Below are 14,967 nucleotides of genomic sequence, written 5' to 3' on the forward strand. Positions count from 1 at the left end.
TGATGCCCGTAACAGCCTGTCACGAAGCCGACCATTGGGGGTTGGTGCTTAGCAAGAAGCACGGGATACTTTAAGGGTTCCCAAACGGTAACCCTATGCAAAGCCTGCAGGACAAGCTGGATGCGGCCCGAGTGCAGTTCGGCAAGTTCCTGCGGAACTGGCGCAAGAGCAACGACTGGTCCGTCACCACCGCCCAGGACTGGGCCAAGGCCTGCCCAGGGCTGATCCCCTGGCCGCTGCGGGTAGCCGGCGGCCAGTGGGGCAACCTGGAGAACAGCAAGGTGTTGCAGCCCCAGCCCAGCACCTTCATCCAGCTGGCGGTGCTCAACGAGTGCCTGGTGCAAGAGGAGCGGGGCGCGATCAAGGACCGGTTGCTGCGCGATCGGGTGCAGCGAGCCAGGCCAGTGCTTCATGCCGACGGCCGCCCCTGGGGCGCTGAGGACTGGTTCGCCTGCTACATCGGCAAGCTGGAGGGGCCCGCCGAACTCTGGCCATGCCAGGAGGAGATCGACGCCGAGGCTGAGACCAAGCGGCTACGCAGCCTGTTCGATCAGGCCCTGGAACTAGTCGGGCTGCGGCCGGTGTCCGCCGCGATGCAGGTGTTGCGCAAGGCGGGAGATCTGCCGATGGAGCAAGTAGTGGCGATCGAGAACGCCCTGTTTGCCGGGGAGCGGCTGGGCCCGGCCCTCGTCCCGATCGCCCGTGAGGCCTTGCATGCCTGGGTGAAGGAGGTGGCCCCGGAGCTGGAGCCCAGCGAGCCTCTCAGCAAGGCGGCTTAACAGGCGCAGAGGATGCCAAAAAGCAGCAGGTAGCGCCGTCGCGTGCGCTACCAAAAAAGCATTTATGCGGTACCGGAATACCTGACTTAAGGGTTCCCGAATGGATAACCGCAGGGGTAGCGTTGGCATCCTTCTTTGCGGAAAGGTGAATCAACGCGAACGAGTCTTTACGGCTTCCCACTCCTTGCCCCCTGCTTCCAAGGGGTTGCAACGCTCCGATCTGGAGCACTACATCCTGATCCAGGCCTCCTTCTCCGCCGCCCTGGCCCAATGGCAGCAGCGTTGGCGGGCGATCACAACCGACTCACTGGCGGCACTAGCCGGCCACGGCATCGCCATCAGCTTCCGGCAGAGCATTTGCGGGAGCTACGTGGCAACGCTGCTGCACTCCGGCGGCGGCGGGATTGATTCAGGTCTCTGCCCCTCGCTGCTAGAAGCGCGGCGCATCGTCCTGGGCTATGGCCTGGAGGATTCCCCATGAGCAATTTCTCTCTGGCGGAGTATCACCGCCATCCCGCCTGGTCCCCCACGGCGCTCAAGGCTGCAGTGACAGGCACGATGCGGACCTGGAGCCATCGTTTCGGGCCAGGGGCCGCAAAATTCGTTCCCTCGGCAGACATGGTCAAAGGCGATCTGGTCGATGCCCTGCTGACGCCCCCCTTTCGGATTGATGACCGGTTCGCGGCGTATCGATCAATCGCCCGCAACACCAAGATCGGCGCCGCCAACTGCGCAGAAGCGGAAGCTGCCGGACTGACGCCAGTCAGCGTCGAGATGGTGGAGCAGGCCCAGCGCATCGCTGATGCCCTCCACGCCGACCCAGTGGTGGGAGAGGTGCTGGCGGCCCTGGACCCGTCGCTCAGCCAGCAGCCCCACTTCTGGCAAGACGAAGCGGGCCGGCACTGCCGCTGCCTCCCAGATGTGGTCACCAGCGACGGCCGGCTGTTTGACCTCAAGAAGACCCGCAGCGCTGTGCCGCGGAAGTTCTACTGGCAGGCCAAGGACCTGGCCTACGACCTGCAGCTGGCCCACCTGGCCCTGGGCCATGAGGACCGCCATGGGCAGCCGCCGCTCGAGACCGGTGTGATCGCCTTTGAGTGGCCTAGCGATCTGGCCGCCCCGATCGACTGCAGCCTGCTCATCTTTGATGGGCAAGACCTGGAAAAAGGTCTGCAGCGGCGGGAGGAGGCCTTCCGGCGGATCGCCGAATGCCAGGCCACTGGCAGCTGGCCGAGTCACGGGCGCCAGGCATTCCGTCCTGTCTTTCAAGATTTCAGCCTTCCCGAAACCATAGGCATTGATTTGGATTCCATTGACCTCTTCTAATGAACGACTCCACCCTCTCCACCAGTTCAGGTCCATCACCTTCCTCAGCCCTGGCCCCAGCGACAGACACCCTGCAGGTGTTCAGCGGCATCGCCGCCTTTGACGCCGCCCAGCGCATGGCCAAAGCCCTGTGCTCCTCAACTCTTGTTCCCAAGGAGTACCAGGGGCAGCAGGGGCTGGCCAACAGCTTGATCGCCCTGGAGATCGCCGGCCGCATGCGCCTCTCACCGCTAGTGGTGATGCAGAACATGACGCCGATCCACGGGCGACCGACCTGGAGCAGCAAGTTCCTGATCGCCACGGTTAATGCCAGCGGCCGCTTCTCGCCGCTGCGCTTTGTCTTTGACGCCAAGGAGCAGCCCAGCAGTTGCTACGCGGTAGCCACCGATAAGGCCACCGGTGAGGTGCTTGAGGGGGAAACCATCACCCTGGAGCTGGCCCGCAAGGAGGGCTGGTGGAGCCGCAAGGACCGCCAGGGCAACGAGACCAGCAAGTGGCAGACGATGACCGGCCAGATGCTGCGCTACCGCGCCGCGGTCTGGTGGTCCAACGTCTACTGCCCGGAGATCGCCCTGGGCTTGATCACCCAGGAGGAGGCGCTCGACATCGAGGCGGTCACGGTCCGAGAAGCTGGCAGGGCCAGCATTACTGGAGCTGAAATCCAGGCGCCACTTCAGGCCGCTGCGACATTGGGCCAGGCCGCTGAGAAGCCCGCTGGGCCAGCCGCCACGGCGCCGGAAAAAACCACCGCCCGGCGTACTGCAGCCAGCCCCCGCGCTGCCGCTGTACCCAATCCCTTACGCCCTCGCGAAGACAAAATGATTCCGCCGGAAACCCAAAACAGCGCCACTGGGCGTATCGAGCCGTCCCATGGGGGAAGCGCTGAGGCAGATCAAGAGGTCATCGACGCCGAAATTGTGAGCACCAGCGGGGCTGCACCGGAGCCGGCCACCCCAGCTGAGCACCAAGGCGAGCAGCAAACCGGGCAGCAGGAGGCCCTATCGCTGCAGGCCAGCGAGAACCCTGCCGCAGCAAACCAGCCAGCACCGCGGAGAAGCAGGAGCCAGGCCGCTGCTGCCTCGGCTCCAAGCCAGGCTCCAGCTCAAGAGGCTGCCCCAGCTCCAGAACCTGAATTGAATCCGGTGGAGGTGGGCCTCCGCCAGATCCCACACATCGCCACCGTGCTGGAGCTCGAGCGCGCCTACGGACGCGTCAACCAGCTGCTCAGCGCGGGCCAGATCAACGACGAGAACGCCGAGCGGCTCTGGAGCGCGATCTCCAGGCGCCGCCGGCAGCTTGAAGACTCCGAGAGCACCCAACAAAGCGCGGGGGCGGGGACATGAGCACCTCCCCCCAGAAGCCGCGGCCACTACGCCAGCGGATCGGCAACCACAAGAAGACCATCGCCATGAACAACGACACCTTTGAGCGGGTCGATGCCTTCGCCCGCAGGCACAACATCACCTGGAGCGGGGCGCTGCACGAACTGGTGCGCACCCATCCGCTCATCGGCCTGCCGTCACTGCTGGCAGTTCAGGAGCGCATCAAGGCCCGCACCGGCTCGACGCTCGAGGTGGAGGCATGAGCATCAATCTGATCGTGCTGGTCGGCAATGCCGGCCGGGATCCGGAGCTGCGCTTTTTTGAAACCGGCAGCTGCGTCTGCGAGTTCACCCTGGCGGTGAACCGCCCGCCACGCGACGGCCAGCCCCAGGAGCCGCTCTGGGTGAACTGCAAGGCGTGGGGCAAAACCGCCCAGGTGGCGGGGGACTACCTGCGCAAGGGCAGCAAGGTGGCGATCGTCGGCCGGCTCGATTTCGAGCAGTGGAGTGACCGCAGCAGCGGTGAGATGCGCAGCAAGACCCTGGTGGTGATCGACCGCCTGGAGTTCTGTGGGAGCAAGAACGGTGCGCAGCAGATGGAAGGAGCAGCCGACTTGGCTGCCTTCTCCGCTGGCCAGTCCGTCAGTGGCTCGGCGTCTCAGACAGGAACCGCCGCTCCAGCGGGCTCCCGCAGTTCGAGCGCGGCGACATGGGGCGCACCCGCTGGAGTGCCAGCGCCGGCGGCCCCGGCCTGGTCCACCAGCGGCCCCATCAGCGACGAGGAGGTGCCCTTCTGATGAGCCAGCACACCAACGTCCGCTTCGGCGGCAGGGGAAAGAGTCCCCAACTGCCGGCCTTCTGCCGCACCCGCCAGAGAAGCACCACCACCGTGGGGCTCAGAGCGCTGCAGCAGCTGCAGTGGCTGCTGTGGCTGCTGCTGGCCATTCAGCTGAGCACCCTGCTGTTGGTGCTCGCCGGCCCGGTGCCAGCTCCCCGGAGACCGCAGGCAGGAGCACCCCTCGCCACCACTGGCGCAGCTGGCGCCACTGTCCTCTCGCCTTCTCAGCTATGAGCAGAACAACCGCTCTGGTGCCCTACCCGTTCGAAGGGCACCGCATTCGGGTCAGCACCGATGAGCACGGTGAGGCCTGGTTCGCCGGGGCCGATGTCGCTGGCGCCCTTGGCCAGCTCACGATCGCCCGGGCTCTGGCCAGCCTGCGGGAAGAGGAGCAGTGCCTCTATTCCCAGGAGGGACCCGGCAGCCAGGGCTGCACCCTGGCCCTGATCAGTGAAGGCGGCCTACTGCGTCTGCTGCTGCTGGACGACAGCCAGACGGCCTGGCGAATGCGGCGCTGGCTCACCCAGGAGCTGCTGCCCGCCATCCAGCGCAACCAACAGGTCAAAGCAAGGGCCCACTTATCAGGCCCGGCTGGGGAAAAGATCCAGACCGCGGCTGCGGTGCTGCGGCTTGCCGAGGAGATCATCGAGCTCACCGGCGTCGGGTACTCCGATGCGCTCCTCGCTGCCATTGAAGACATCGAGACCAGCACCGGCCTCCACCTGGCCCCACTGCAACAGCTCCTGCGCGACAGGCACTCTGCGGACTCAGCTCATCGGCCCGCTCAGCCAGGTCGTGCGCCAGTCGAGGCACGCCTGGATGCAGAGCAACTGGCCGAGCGGCTGGGCCGCACGATCAGGGATATCAACCGCCGGTTGGCGGCCTGCGGCCTGCAGGTGCGCAATGACCTCGATGACTGGCAGCTCACCGCAGTCGGCTGCGACTGGGGTATCGCCCTGCCGCGCTGCAGCCGCGGCGAGCACCGGCAGCAGCTCGTCTGGGATCCAGCGGTGGTTGCGTTGCTGCAGGGGGAAGGGTGATGTCAAACAGCATTGCTCTGGTCGGACTACCTCCCGAGGGGCAGTGCGGCCTGGTGGCCCAGAAGTCGAATGTGAATCCCCGCTGTTGCAGGAGGGGCCGGTAATGGTCTCTCCAAGAGTTCGTCACAGCCGTCCGCAGCCCCCTGCCAAGCCAATCGAACTAGCCCATACCCAGGAATGGGCTGATGCACGATCGACGGCTCCGCTTCTCGGTGTGAGCGAGAAAACCCTGGGTCGCTGGCGCAAGGCCGGCTTGTTCCGGGCTGGGGTGCATTGGCGCCGCAAATTCCCAAGCAGCAATTCACCAGTTCTGTATCACCTAGAGCGCTGTAACGAAGCGATGAATGAAGCGACCGCCCGCACGCCCCATCTCCTCGAAAAGAACTGAGCCTTTCAGGCACAGCAACGAAAGCCCTGGTTCAGTTCGTTACTGGACCAGGGCCTTTTGTTGGTGTGGGCCAGTGACGCCCTGAAAGGGGTCCAGCAGGGCTTGTAGGGAATCAAGCCGCCAGTCCTGCTGGTTTTGCTGTGTCCCGCTGCCGGGACTTGAATCTTGGGGAAGGCGGTGCCTGATGGCTTTGCCCACATCTTGCCCACAAAGCAGGGGGCCTATCGGTGAAAAGTCAATCGGGGCGACAGGATTCGAACCTGCGACCTAGTGCTCCCAAAGCACCCGCGCTACCAAGCTGCGCCACGCCCCGTTACCTGGGAACCATAGCGGGCCATGGCGCAGATCCCTCGTCCCAACTGCGCTTACCACTGGCGTCTCCTGAAATGGTGCACCGCGGTGCACCATTTCAGGAGCGTCTCTGTCTCTACCGAAATGCCGCTGAGGCTATGCAGCGCTGGTGCCCCATTGCACTCTGCAGCGGTAACGGGCGGCACTGCGAGCTTGCCATTGGCTGCTCCCTGCTCGCCCTGAGTTAGCCAGCTCTGCCACGCCCCTGGCAGGTTTCCCCGAGATCGATACAACGGGTCGGCATCGGGCTGCGTGCATGCCGATCTCGAGCCGAGGCCTCTGCCTTCCGTTATTGCTGGCCTGTGGTCTGGCGGCTGGGGGTGGTGAGGCCCAGGGGCTAGCCGATGGGGCACCAATCCAGTCGCCGCGGCCGGAGCAATTGCCCGTGGAAACACCGGTGGCTGATCTTGGCGGTGATGCGCCCCATGGGGATCGCCAAGCTCCGGGCGGACCGGCCGATGGGCTCCTGGCCTGGGTGCCTTTGCGGTCCGGAATGCCGCTGCAGTTGGTGTATCCGCTGGCAGAGCGGGCCAGTGACGTGGACCCCTACGGCTGGCGCTATTCGGAGGCTCGCCAGGCCTGGCGGGTGCATGCCGGCCAGGATTTGATCGCCCCAGAAGGCACGCCTGTGTTGGCGATGCTGCCGGGACGGGTTGTGCTGGCGAACCAGCGCGATGGCTATGGCCTCACCGTCGTGCTCGACCACGGCCGCGGTTGGCAGACCCTCTATGCCCACCTGCTCGAGGCCTCCGTGCAACCCGGCGACCTGCTGCAGGCGGGGGAAGTCTTGGGCCGGGTCGGCCAGACGGGCCGCGCCACCACGGCCCATCTCCATGTGGAGGTGCGGCGCCGCAGCGAGGCCGGCCTGCTGGCCCTCGATCCCACTCCACTCCTGCAAGATGCGCTGCACCGGCTCGCTGATGGGCCTCTGGCGGAGGGGCGCCAACCGTGATGCGGATCCAGAAGCCAGGCCTGGAGCTGCGCCATGCCAGCGCCTGGCTCCAGGATCGGGGTGTCGCCAGCCGAGTGCTGCAGAGCGAACTCACGGCGGGCCTTCCCTGGGAGCAACCCCTGGTGCGGGTGTACGGGCGCCAGCACCCCACGCCACGGCTCACCTGTTGGGTGGCGGATCCGGGCTGCCGCTACCGCTACAGCGGCCTCGAGCAGGCCATCACGCCCTGGACTCCGGCCCTGGAGGTGTTGCGGCAGCTGTTGCAGGCCGAGCTGGGGGTGCGTTTCAACAGCCTGCTGCTCAACCGCTACCGCGATGGAGCTGATCGCATGGGTTGGCATGCCGACGACGAGCCTGAGCTCGACGCTGCCGCCCCGATCGCATCGTTGAGCCTGGGCGCGACCCGCAGCCTGCGGTTTCGGCCCAAGCCCCGCGCCCCCTGGCCTGAGCAGCCGCCACCCCCCTTTGCCGTGGAGCTGGCCGACGGCGACCTACTGGTGATGGCCCCTCCTACCCAGCAGCACTGGCAACACGGCCTACCCGCCCGAGCCCGCGTGGGCACCGAGCGCCTCAACCTCACCTTTCGCTGCCTGCGTCAGCCCAGCACAGCAATGCAGTCGATCTCCACCCGAGCCGCCTTGGGCAGCGCCGCCACTTCCACGCAGGCCCGGGCCGGCGACACGCCGTCGCTAAACATCTCTGCATAGATGGCATTCACCTTGGCGAAGTCGTCGAGGTTGGCCAGGAACACCGTGGTGCGCACCACCTGCTGGGGGGAGCAGCCGGCTTCGCTGAGCACGGCCTGGAGGTTGGCCAGCACTTGGCGCGTTTCCGCCTCCACATCGCCATTGCCCACCATGGCGCCGGTGGCCGGGTCGAGGGCGATCTGGCCGGAGCAATACAGCACTCCGCCTGCCTTCACGGCCTGGTTGTAAGGCCCCACGGGCGCGGGTGCGGCGGCGGTGGAGACGGCCTCGATCATGGCGGGGGAAGATGGGGCGCTGAGCTTATGGCTCCTTCGGCCCTGATGCGCTCTGAACTGCCACCGCAAGATCTCCCGCCCCGGCTGCAGGTGGAGCTCTCTGGGCTCTGGCATCGTTACCGCGGTGCGGCCAGCCATGGCGAATGGACCCTGCGCGCCATCGACTTCCAGTTGCGCCAGGGTGAACTGGTGGGGTTGCTGGGGCCATCTGGTTGCGGCAAAACCACCCTGCTGCGCCTGATCGCTGGCTTTGAACGGCCCGAGCGGGGCTTGGTGCGGATCGGCGGCCAGGAGGTGGCCGGTTCACATCGCTGGTTGCCACCGGAGCGCCGGGGCGTGGGCATGGTGTTTCAGGACTACGCCCTGTTCCCCCACCTCGACGCCTGGCGCAACGCCTGCTTTGGCCTCAAACGCGGCCAGGACACCAGCCGTGCCGCCTGGTTGCTCGAATTACTGGGCCTCAAGGGCCTGGAGAAGCGCTATCCCCACGAACTCTCCGGCGGCCAGCGCCAGCGCCTCGCCCTAGCCCGGGCCCTGGCACCGGGTTGCTCGCTGGTGCTGCTGGATGAGCCCTTCTCCAACCTGGATGTGGAGGTGCGGCTGCGGCTGCGGGCGGAGCTACCGGGGGTGCTGGCCCGCTGTGGTGCCAGCGGTTTGATCGTGACCCACGACCCGGAGGAGGCCCTCGCCATCTGCGATCGGGTGGCGGTGCTCGAGGCGGGCCACCTGCATCAGTGCGCCAGCCCCCAGGAGATGGTGGCTCGCCCGGCCACCGGATTTGTGGGCCGTTTTGTTTTGCAGGGCAACCTGCTGCCGGCCCAGTGGCAGGGGTCGCGGCTGGCCACCCCTCTTGGTTGGTTGGAGCCGCTCAGCCCCGGCCCGCTTCCCCCGCCCGATCCCAGCCAGCTCCTCGAGGTGCTGGTGAGCCCCCTGGGCTTGGAACTGCAAGCGGATGAGGGCGGTGCAGCCTGGGTGTTGGGGCGTGAATTCCTCGGCCGTGAGTGGCTCTATCAGGTGCAGTGCGGAGACTTGAAGCTGCGTTTGCGGCTGCCCTTGGAGGCGGATTTCCAGCGGGGGCAACGCTGTCGGCTGCGGCTCAGGGCCGGTGAGCCGGCCCGTCTGTTTCCGGGTGGGGTGGAGCTGGTGGCCGCCGCGGAGGTGTCCCAGGTTCTCTGAACTTCAGCCCCGCCAGAGATCTTTGCTGCCGCGGCGCTGGCGCAGTTGATCGGCGTTGGCGGCCTGCAGGAACAGGTTGGTGGCCTTCTCCAGGCCAATGCTGCTGGGGATGGTGGGCTGGCCTGCCGCCCTCTGCTGCTGCACCTGGGCTAGCCGTTCGACCACGGCCTTCAGGCCTGGCTCCACAGCTGCGGCCCAGCGCAGGTTGGCCTCGGTGTATTCGTGGGCACACCACACCCGGGTGGCCTCCGGCAGGGCCGCCAGCTGCTGCAGGGAGCGATGCATCTCCGTTGGAGTGCCTTCAAACAGGCGGCCGCAGCCGCCGGCAAACAGGGTGTCGCCGCAGAACAGCTCATCCCGCCCGGCCACGGCGGGCAGGTAGTAAGCGATGTGGTGTGCCGTGTGGCCCGGCACCGCCAACACCTGCACCTCACGACCCAACAGGGTGAAACGGTCGCCGCCGGCAACGCCCTGGGTCTGGAAGGGGATACGGGCCCGGTCGGCGGCACTGGCGATCACGGCCGCTGCGGGCCAGCGCTGCAGCAATGCGGGCGTGCCGCCGATGTGGTCGTGATGGTGGTGGGTGTGCAGGATCGCCGCCAGGTGCAGGTCCCGTGCTTCCAGCCAGGCGATCACCGGGTCAGCCACGGCCGGATCCACCACGGCGGCCGCGCCACCGGGATCGCCATGCAACACGAACACGTAGTTGTCGCTCAGCACCGGGATCAGCGACACCTGCTGCACCGCGCTGGTGTGGAGGGGCATCGTTAAAGTCCCAGCTCAGGCTGAGCCCCATGATCACCGTTGCGCTGGCCAAGGGCGCCCTTCTCAAGGATTCTGTGCGCCGGTTCGCGGCCGCCGGCCTCGATTTCGCGGCGGTGCTCGAGCCCGGCAACCGCCAGCTGATGGTGCCCAGCGCCTGCGGCACGGCCAGGGCATTGCTGGTGCGCAACGCCGATGTACCGGTGTATGTGGCCTATGGCCAGGCCCAGCTCGGCGTGGTGGGGTTTGACGTGTTGAAAGAGCACCAGCTGCCGGTGGCCCAGCTGGTGGACCTGGGTTTTGGTGGGTGCCGCATGAGCGTGGCGGTGAAGGCGAGCAGCGGCTACCGCCGCGCCGCTGATCTGCCGGCCCACTGCCGGGTGGCCAGCAAGTTCACCCGCTGCGCGGAGGAGTATTTCGAGGCCCTGGATCTGCCGGTGGAACTGATTCACTTGGCGGGGTCCGTGGAACTGGGCCCGATCACGGGCATGAGTGAGGCAATCGTGGACCTGGTGGCCACCGGTCGCACCCTCCAGGAGAACGGCCTCATCGCCATTGAGGATCTGTTCCAATCCACGGCGCGCCTGGTGGGACACCCCCTCTCCCTGCGCCTCGACGCCGGCCCACTGCAGACGATCGTGGACCGCATTGCGGCGGTGTCCACCGCTGCCGCCGCCTGATGGCCCACCGCGATCGGCAACGGCTGCTGCGGCTGATCCCCTACCTGGGTCGCGACCGCCGACGGCTGCTGCTCACCCTGGTGCTGCTGATCCCCGTGGCGGGTGCAGCGGCGGTGCAGCCCTTGTTGGTAGGCCAGGCCATTTCGGCCCTGCGCCATGAGCCCGTGATGCCCTGGCTCACGGGCCAGCCGGTGGCTCAGCAGTTGCAGACCCTGGTGACCCTGCTGCTGGTGGCCGTGTTGGTGCGGCTCGGATTGCAGGGCGTGCAGAGCTTCAACGTGCAGGCGGTGGGGCAGCGGCTCACTGCACGCATCCGCAACGACCTGTTCGCCCACGCGCTGGATCTCTCCCTGCGCTTCCACGACCGCACGCCCGTGGGCAAGTTGCTCACCCGCCTCACCAGTGATGTGGATGCCCTGGCGGAGGTGTTCGGCAGCGGCGCGGTGGGCATCCTGGCCGACCTGGTGACCCTGCTGGTGATCGCGATCACCATGATCTCGATCGAGCCACGGCTGGGCGTGATGCTCCTGGCCACCCAGGTGCCGGTGACCCTGGCGATCCTGTGGTTGCAGAAGCGCTACCGCAAGGCCAACTACCGCGTTCGCGAGGAGCTCAGCCAGCTCAATGCCGACCTGCAGGAAAACCTGCAGGGGTTGGAGGTGGTGCAGATGTTCCGCCGTGAGGCGTTCAACAGTGCCCGTTTCGCCCGCACCACCGATGCTTATCGCAAGGCGGTGGACGGCACGATCCTCTACGACTCGGCCATCTCCGCCCTGATCGAATGGGTGGCCCTCACCGCCATTGCCGTGGTGCTGGCTCTGGGGGGCTGGATGGTGACGGCCGGTGTGATGGGGCTGGGCACCCTCACCACCTTCATCCTGTATTCCCAGCGCTTGTTTGATCCCCTGCGCCAGCTGGCGGAGCGATTCACCCAGATCCAGGGCGGCCTCACAGCAGTTGAGCGGATTGGTGAGCTGCTGGAAGAGCCCATCGAAATCATGGAGCTGCCCCTGGAGCAGCGCTCGGCTGGGGCCGTGGCCAGCGGGGGGGAGCGCAGCAGCGCCGGCGAGGTGATCTTCGAGAACGTGTCGTTCGCCTACCGCGACGACGACCCGATCCTCACGGATCTCTCTTTCCGCATCGCCCCCGGCGAGCATGTGGCCCTGGTGGGTCCCACCGGCTCCGGCAAGACCACGGTGATCCGGTTGCTCTGCCGCCTCTATGAGCCCCAGCGGGGCCGCATCCTGCTGGATGGCGTAGATATCCGGGAGCTGCCCATTCCAACGCTGCGCCAGCGCCTGGGGGTGGTGCTGCAGGACACCTTCCTGTTCAGCGGCAACGTGGCCGACAACCTGCGCCTGGATGCCCCCATCGGCAACGCCGAGCTGGAGCGCCTCTGCGCGGAACTGGGCCTGGAACCCCTGCTGAACCGTCTTCCCAAGGGCCTGGCCACCGAGCTGCGGGAGCGGGGCGGCAATCTCTCCTCCGGTGAGCGGCAACTGCTGTCGGTGGCGCGGGTGGCGATCCGCAATCCCTCGGTGCTGGTGATGGATGAGGCCACGGCCTTCATGGATCCCTCCACGGAGGCCACCCTCCAGCGTGACCTCGACCGGCTGTTGCGGCAGCGCACCGCCATCGTGATTGCCCATCGCCTGGCCACCGTGGAGGCGGCCGATCGCATCCTGGTGCTCAAGCGTGGGCGCCTGATCGAGCAGGGAAACCACCGTGAGTTGCGGGCTGCTGGGGGGTTGTATGCCCAACTCGCCACCCTTCAGGAACGGGGCCTAGCCAAGCTCTGAGACCCAGCTGCTGATCACCTGGGCCAGCTGTTTCGTGGCGCTGCGCATGGGCAGATGGCCCTGGCCTTCCAGCAGGGTGAACGTGTGCTCGCGGCTGTAGCCAGCCAGGTGGCGCACATAGCGGGGCTCCATCACCGTGTCGCGGCTGCCGGCGATCCACAGGCTGGGCACCTGCAGCTGGGCCGTGAGGGCCGGCAGCTGCTGCACGGCCCCGCGCTGCATGCTGCAGGCGAGCAGGCTGCGGGCCGCCCGCCGCTCCGCCACCAGCGGGCTGCGGATGGCCTCGGTGCCTGGCCACTGGGCCAGCCAGCTGGGCCGCCACTGCAGGAAGGCAGCCCCGCCCCGACGCACCATGCGAAAGGGGCGGGGCTGAAACACGCCGCCCCCGGCAGCCACCTGCACCACGCCGGCCAGCTGTGGATCGAGCTGGCTGGCGGCATGGAGACAAAGGCTGCCCCCGAGGGAATGGCCGATCAGCACGATGGGCCGCCCCCCGGCCTGCTCCTGGGCCTCCCGCGCCAGCCAGCGGCCATAGCTGGCCAGGGTGGGCTGCAGGCCGCGGGGACGCGGGGTCGCGCCGAATCCCGGCAGATCCGGGGCCCAGCTCTCCCACTCGGGGCTCAGCTCGGCTTGCAGGGGCTCCCACAGCCGCCCAGACAGCAGCCAGCCATGCACACACACCAGCAGGGGGGAGCAGCTCAGGGGACCCGGTGGCCGAAGGGTCTCCAGCCTGCAACAGGGCGGCTCAGACTGGGGCAGGATCGTGCCAATGCTTAGTCCAGCCGCCACCGACCTCCAGCAGCTCTACGGGCAGGGCTATCGCCTGTGTCCCACCCCCAATGGCCAGCTCAGCCTGGTGTTGAGCACCGAGCGGGAGATCGATCTCTATGAGCTGGAGCAGCTCTGCGATGCGGTGGGCTGGAGCCGCCGTCCGCTGCGGCGGGTGCGCAAGGCCCTGCAGCACAGCCTTCTGGTGGTGGGCCTCTGGCGGCACGACCCCCGCTTCCCCCGGCTGGTGGGCTTCGCCCGCTGCACCGGCGATGGGGTGATTGAAGCCACCGTGTGGGACGTGGCGGTGCACCCCCTCTACCAGGGGGCTGGCCTGGGCAAACAGTTGATGGTTTACGTGCTCGATCTGCTCAAGGCGATGCAGGTGGAACGCATCAGCCTGTTCGCCGACCCTGGGGTGGTGGGCTTCTACAGCGCCCAGGGCTGGGAGCTGGAACCTCAGCAGAAACGTTGTGCCTTCTGGTATTCCCCGTAGTAGCGCTGCGCCAGCTCTGCAGGGCTGGCCCCCCGGCGCCAGGCGTGCCTGAGCTGCCAGTTGTGCCAGGCCACGGCCAGCACACCGCGCTCGCGCCAGCGGCGATCATCCACCCGCAGGGGCTGCTGCAGGCAGCGCAGGCGGGTGTGGGGCTGGAGCCGCTGCACCAGATCAAGATCCTCCATCAGCGGGATCGGAGCAAAGCCCCCCGCTGCGGCGTAGAGGTAGCTCGGCAGCAGCAGGCCCTGGTCGCCGTAGGGGCATTGGCCCAGGCGGCTGCGCAGGGCCACCGCCAGCTCCAGCAGCCGCAAGGGCAGCCCCGGGGCATCGATGGCGAGGTTGAAGCTCCAGGCCGCAGCGGGTTGGGCCATCGCCGCTGCGATCGCCGTGGCCCAGCCCTGGGGCAGCCGGGCATCGGCATGCAGCACCAACAGCCAAGGGGCAGCCGTGCGGGCGGCCGCAAGGGCCAATTGGTGGCCCCGGCCCCGGGGGCTGTGCAGCAGCTGGGCTCCCGCCAGCCGGGCCAGGGCGGCGGTGCCATCGACGCTGCCCCCATCAACCACGAGCGTGTCCCGCAGCAAGCCCGGTGGCGCCTGCTGCAAGTCGGCGAGCAGGGCAGGCAGCCGCTGGGCCTCGTTCAGCGCTGGGATCAGCACCGCCAGGGGCGCTAACGGCGGTGGCGCGATGGGATCCATGGGGCCAGGTCGGGGTGGCGGTCGAGGTCGTGCTGCTGACGCAGTAGGGCGGGCTTGAGGGTGCGGGCCGCGGCGGCCTCGAGGGTGGCCTGGAGCACGCTTTGGCTACCCCAGGGCATGCCGGCCATCAGGGCGGCTCCCGCGCGTTCAAATCCGCTTCGCGTGAGGCCGATCAACCAGTAGCCGCCATCGGCCGCTGGCCCGAGCACCAGCGGAGACTGCTGGAGGTGGTCGAAGGCCGCCGTGAGATCCGCAACCTCCAGACCCGGGAGATCGGTGCCGATGAGCACCACCTGCTGGGCCCCCCGCTGGAAACGGCGCTGCAGTTGGCCCTGCATGCGTCGGCCCAGGCTGCCGCGCCCCTGCAGCACGGCCGCATCGGCCCCCAGCGCGCGGCCCCAGCGGGCCATGGCCCGTGGTCCGAGCCCATCGACCGCCAGCAGCAGCTCGGCCTGGGCCTGATCGGCCGCCAGGCGGGCCGTGGCCAAGGTGTGGGCGGTGAGACGCTGCTGCACCCGGGCGGCGGCGGCGGCACCCGTGGTGATCGCCAGGCGCCGCTTGCAGCGCCCTGCTGCGGGCCAGCGGGCCATCACCACCACCTGTCGGGCTGCCAT

Annotated in this window: 19 protein-coding genes and 1 tRNA gene; 14 read left to right on the forward strand and 6 right to left on the reverse strand. The window is 67.7% G+C overall.

From position 1 onward, the window contains the following. Nucleotides 1-95 precede the first annotated feature (95 nt). From KBZ14_RS02255 to KBZ14_RS02290, 8 genes are all read left to right on the forward strand, one after another. Nucleotides 96-779 carry a hypothetical protein gene (locus KBZ14_RS02255; RefSeq protein WP_255116675.1) on the forward strand — a complete coding sequence of 228 codons (684 nt, stop codon included), beginning with the start codon at nt 96-98 and terminating at the stop codon, nt 777-779. A gap of 184 nt (nt 780-963) precedes the next feature. After that, entirely contained in the window at nt 964-1,260 is a 297-nt protein-coding gene (locus tag KBZ14_RS02260) for a hypothetical protein (RefSeq protein WP_255116676.1), read from the forward strand. Beyond that, entirely contained in the window at nt 1,257-2,105 is an 849-nt protein-coding gene (locus KBZ14_RS02265) for a PD-(D/E)XK nuclease-like domain-containing protein (protein WP_255116677.1), read from the forward strand. Before KBZ14_RS02260 ends, KBZ14_RS02265 begins: the two co-directional genes overlap by 4 nt. Next, on the forward strand, nt 2,105-3,448 hold the full coding sequence (locus KBZ14_RS02270; RefSeq protein WP_255116678.1) for a recombinase family protein: 1,344 nt from the start codon (nt 2,105-2,107) through the stop codon (nt 3,446-3,448). The genes KBZ14_RS02265 and KBZ14_RS02270 overlap by 1 nt, the downstream gene beginning before the upstream one ends. Next, nucleotides 3,445-3,690, forward strand: a complete 246-nt coding sequence (locus KBZ14_RS02275; protein WP_255116679.1) for a hypothetical protein — start codon at nt 3,445-3,447, stop codon at nt 3,688-3,690. The genes KBZ14_RS02270 and KBZ14_RS02275 overlap by 4 nt, the downstream gene beginning before the upstream one ends. After that, nucleotides 3,687-4,223, forward strand: a complete 537-nt coding sequence (gene ssb, locus KBZ14_RS02280) for a single-stranded DNA-binding protein (protein WP_255116680.1) — start codon at nt 3,687-3,689, stop codon at nt 4,221-4,223. Before KBZ14_RS02275 ends, ssb begins: the two co-directional genes overlap by 4 nt. After that, entirely contained in the window at nt 4,223-4,498 is a 276-nt protein-coding gene (locus tag KBZ14_RS02285) for a hypothetical protein (protein WP_255116681.1), read from the forward strand. The genes ssb and KBZ14_RS02285 overlap by 1 nt, the downstream gene beginning before the upstream one ends. Beyond that, the gene (locus KBZ14_RS02290; protein WP_255116682.1) at nt 4,495-5,304 is read left to right on the forward strand and encodes a BRO-N domain-containing protein; all 810 of its coding nucleotides are present in this window, start codon (nt 4,495-4,497) and stop codon (nt 5,302-5,304) included. Before KBZ14_RS02285 ends, KBZ14_RS02290 begins: the two co-directional genes overlap by 4 nt. Before the next feature lie 627 nt (nt 5,305-5,931). Here KBZ14_RS02290 and KBZ14_RS02295 read toward each other — a convergent pair. Next, nucleotides 5,932-6,005, reverse strand: a tRNA-Pro gene (locus KBZ14_RS02295). 294 nt (nt 6,006-6,299) lie between these two features. On the opposite strand from KBZ14_RS02295, the gene KBZ14_RS02300 reads away from it, so the two are divergent. Next, complete coding sequence (locus KBZ14_RS02300; protein ID WP_255116683.1) at nt 6,300-6,995, forward strand: M23 family metallopeptidase; 696 nt, start codon at nt 6,300-6,302, stop codon at nt 6,993-6,995. After that, the gene (locus KBZ14_RS02305; RefSeq protein ID WP_255116684.1) at nt 6,995-7,702 is read left to right on the forward strand and encodes an alpha-ketoglutarate-dependent dioxygenase AlkB family protein; all 708 of its coding nucleotides are present in this window, start codon (nt 6,995-6,997) and stop codon (nt 7,700-7,702) included. The genes KBZ14_RS02300 and KBZ14_RS02305 overlap by 1 nt, the downstream gene beginning before the upstream one ends. Here the strand turns inward: KBZ14_RS02305 and KBZ14_RS02310 are convergent. Beyond that, nucleotides 7,591-7,977 carry a Rid family detoxifying hydrolase gene (locus KBZ14_RS02310; protein WP_255116685.1) on the reverse strand — a complete coding sequence of 129 codons (387 nt, stop codon included), beginning with the start codon at nt 7,975-7,977 and terminating at the stop codon, nt 7,591-7,593. The genes KBZ14_RS02305 and KBZ14_RS02310 overlap by 112 nt on opposite strands. A gap of 45 nt (nt 7,978-8,022) precedes the next feature. On the opposite strand from KBZ14_RS02310, the gene KBZ14_RS02315 reads away from it, so the two are divergent. Next, nucleotides 8,023-9,153, forward strand: a complete 1,131-nt coding sequence (locus KBZ14_RS02315) for an ABC transporter ATP-binding protein (RefSeq protein ID WP_255116849.1) — start codon at nt 8,023-8,025, stop codon at nt 9,151-9,153. Nucleotides 9,154-9,156: 3 nt separating this feature from the next. On the opposite strand, the gene gloB is transcribed toward KBZ14_RS02315, so the two are convergent. After that, entirely contained in the window at nt 9,157-9,918 is a 762-nt protein-coding gene (gene gloB, locus KBZ14_RS02320) for a hydroxyacylglutathione hydrolase (RefSeq protein ID WP_255116686.1), read from the reverse strand. A 29-nt stretch (nt 9,919-9,947) separates the two neighbouring features. Here gloB and hisG point away from each other — a divergent pair, with 29 nt between their 5' ends. After that, a complete protein-coding gene (gene hisG, locus KBZ14_RS02325) occupies nt 9,948-10,595 on the forward strand; it encodes an ATP phosphoribosyltransferase (RefSeq protein WP_255116687.1) in 648 nt (215 codons plus the stop codon). Then, the gene (locus KBZ14_RS02330; protein WP_255116688.1) at nt 10,595-12,394 is read left to right on the forward strand and encodes an ABC transporter ATP-binding protein; all 1,800 of its coding nucleotides are present in this window, start codon (nt 10,595-10,597) and stop codon (nt 12,392-12,394) included. The genes hisG and KBZ14_RS02330 overlap by 1 nt, the downstream gene beginning before the upstream one ends. Here the strand turns inward: KBZ14_RS02330 and KBZ14_RS02335 are convergent. Beyond that, nucleotides 12,380-13,075, reverse strand: coding sequence for an alpha/beta fold hydrolase (locus KBZ14_RS02335; RefSeq protein ID WP_255116690.1), 696 nt, complete (start codon nt 13,073-13,075; stop codon nt 12,380-12,382). The genes KBZ14_RS02330 and KBZ14_RS02335 overlap by 15 nt on opposite strands. 88 nt (nt 13,076-13,163) lie before the next feature. Between KBZ14_RS02335 and KBZ14_RS02340 the strand changes: the two genes are divergently transcribed. Next, nucleotides 13,164-13,658, forward strand: coding sequence for a GNAT family N-acetyltransferase (locus KBZ14_RS02340; RefSeq protein WP_255116691.1), 495 nt, complete (start codon nt 13,164-13,166; stop codon nt 13,656-13,658). Here KBZ14_RS02340 and KBZ14_RS02345 read toward each other — a convergent pair. Then, nucleotides 13,622-14,353, reverse strand: a complete 732-nt coding sequence (locus KBZ14_RS02345) for a TIGR04283 family arsenosugar biosynthesis glycosyltransferase (protein WP_255116692.1) — start codon at nt 14,351-14,353, stop codon at nt 13,622-13,624. The two genes, KBZ14_RS02340 and KBZ14_RS02345, sit on opposite strands and share 37 nt — an antisense overlap. Then, nucleotides 14,326-14,967, reverse strand: a complete 642-nt coding sequence (locus KBZ14_RS02350) for a TIGR04282 family arsenosugar biosynthesis glycosyltransferase (RefSeq protein ID WP_255116694.1) — start codon at nt 14,965-14,967, stop codon at nt 14,326-14,328. Before KBZ14_RS02350 ends, KBZ14_RS02345 begins: the two co-directional genes overlap by 28 nt.

Origin of the sequence: Synechococcus sp. HJ21-Hayes (assembly GCF_024345835.1) — a bacterium.
In the GTDB taxonomy this organism is placed as follows: Bacteria; Cyanobacteriota; Cyanobacteriia; order PCC-6307; family Cyanobiaceae; genus Vulcanococcus.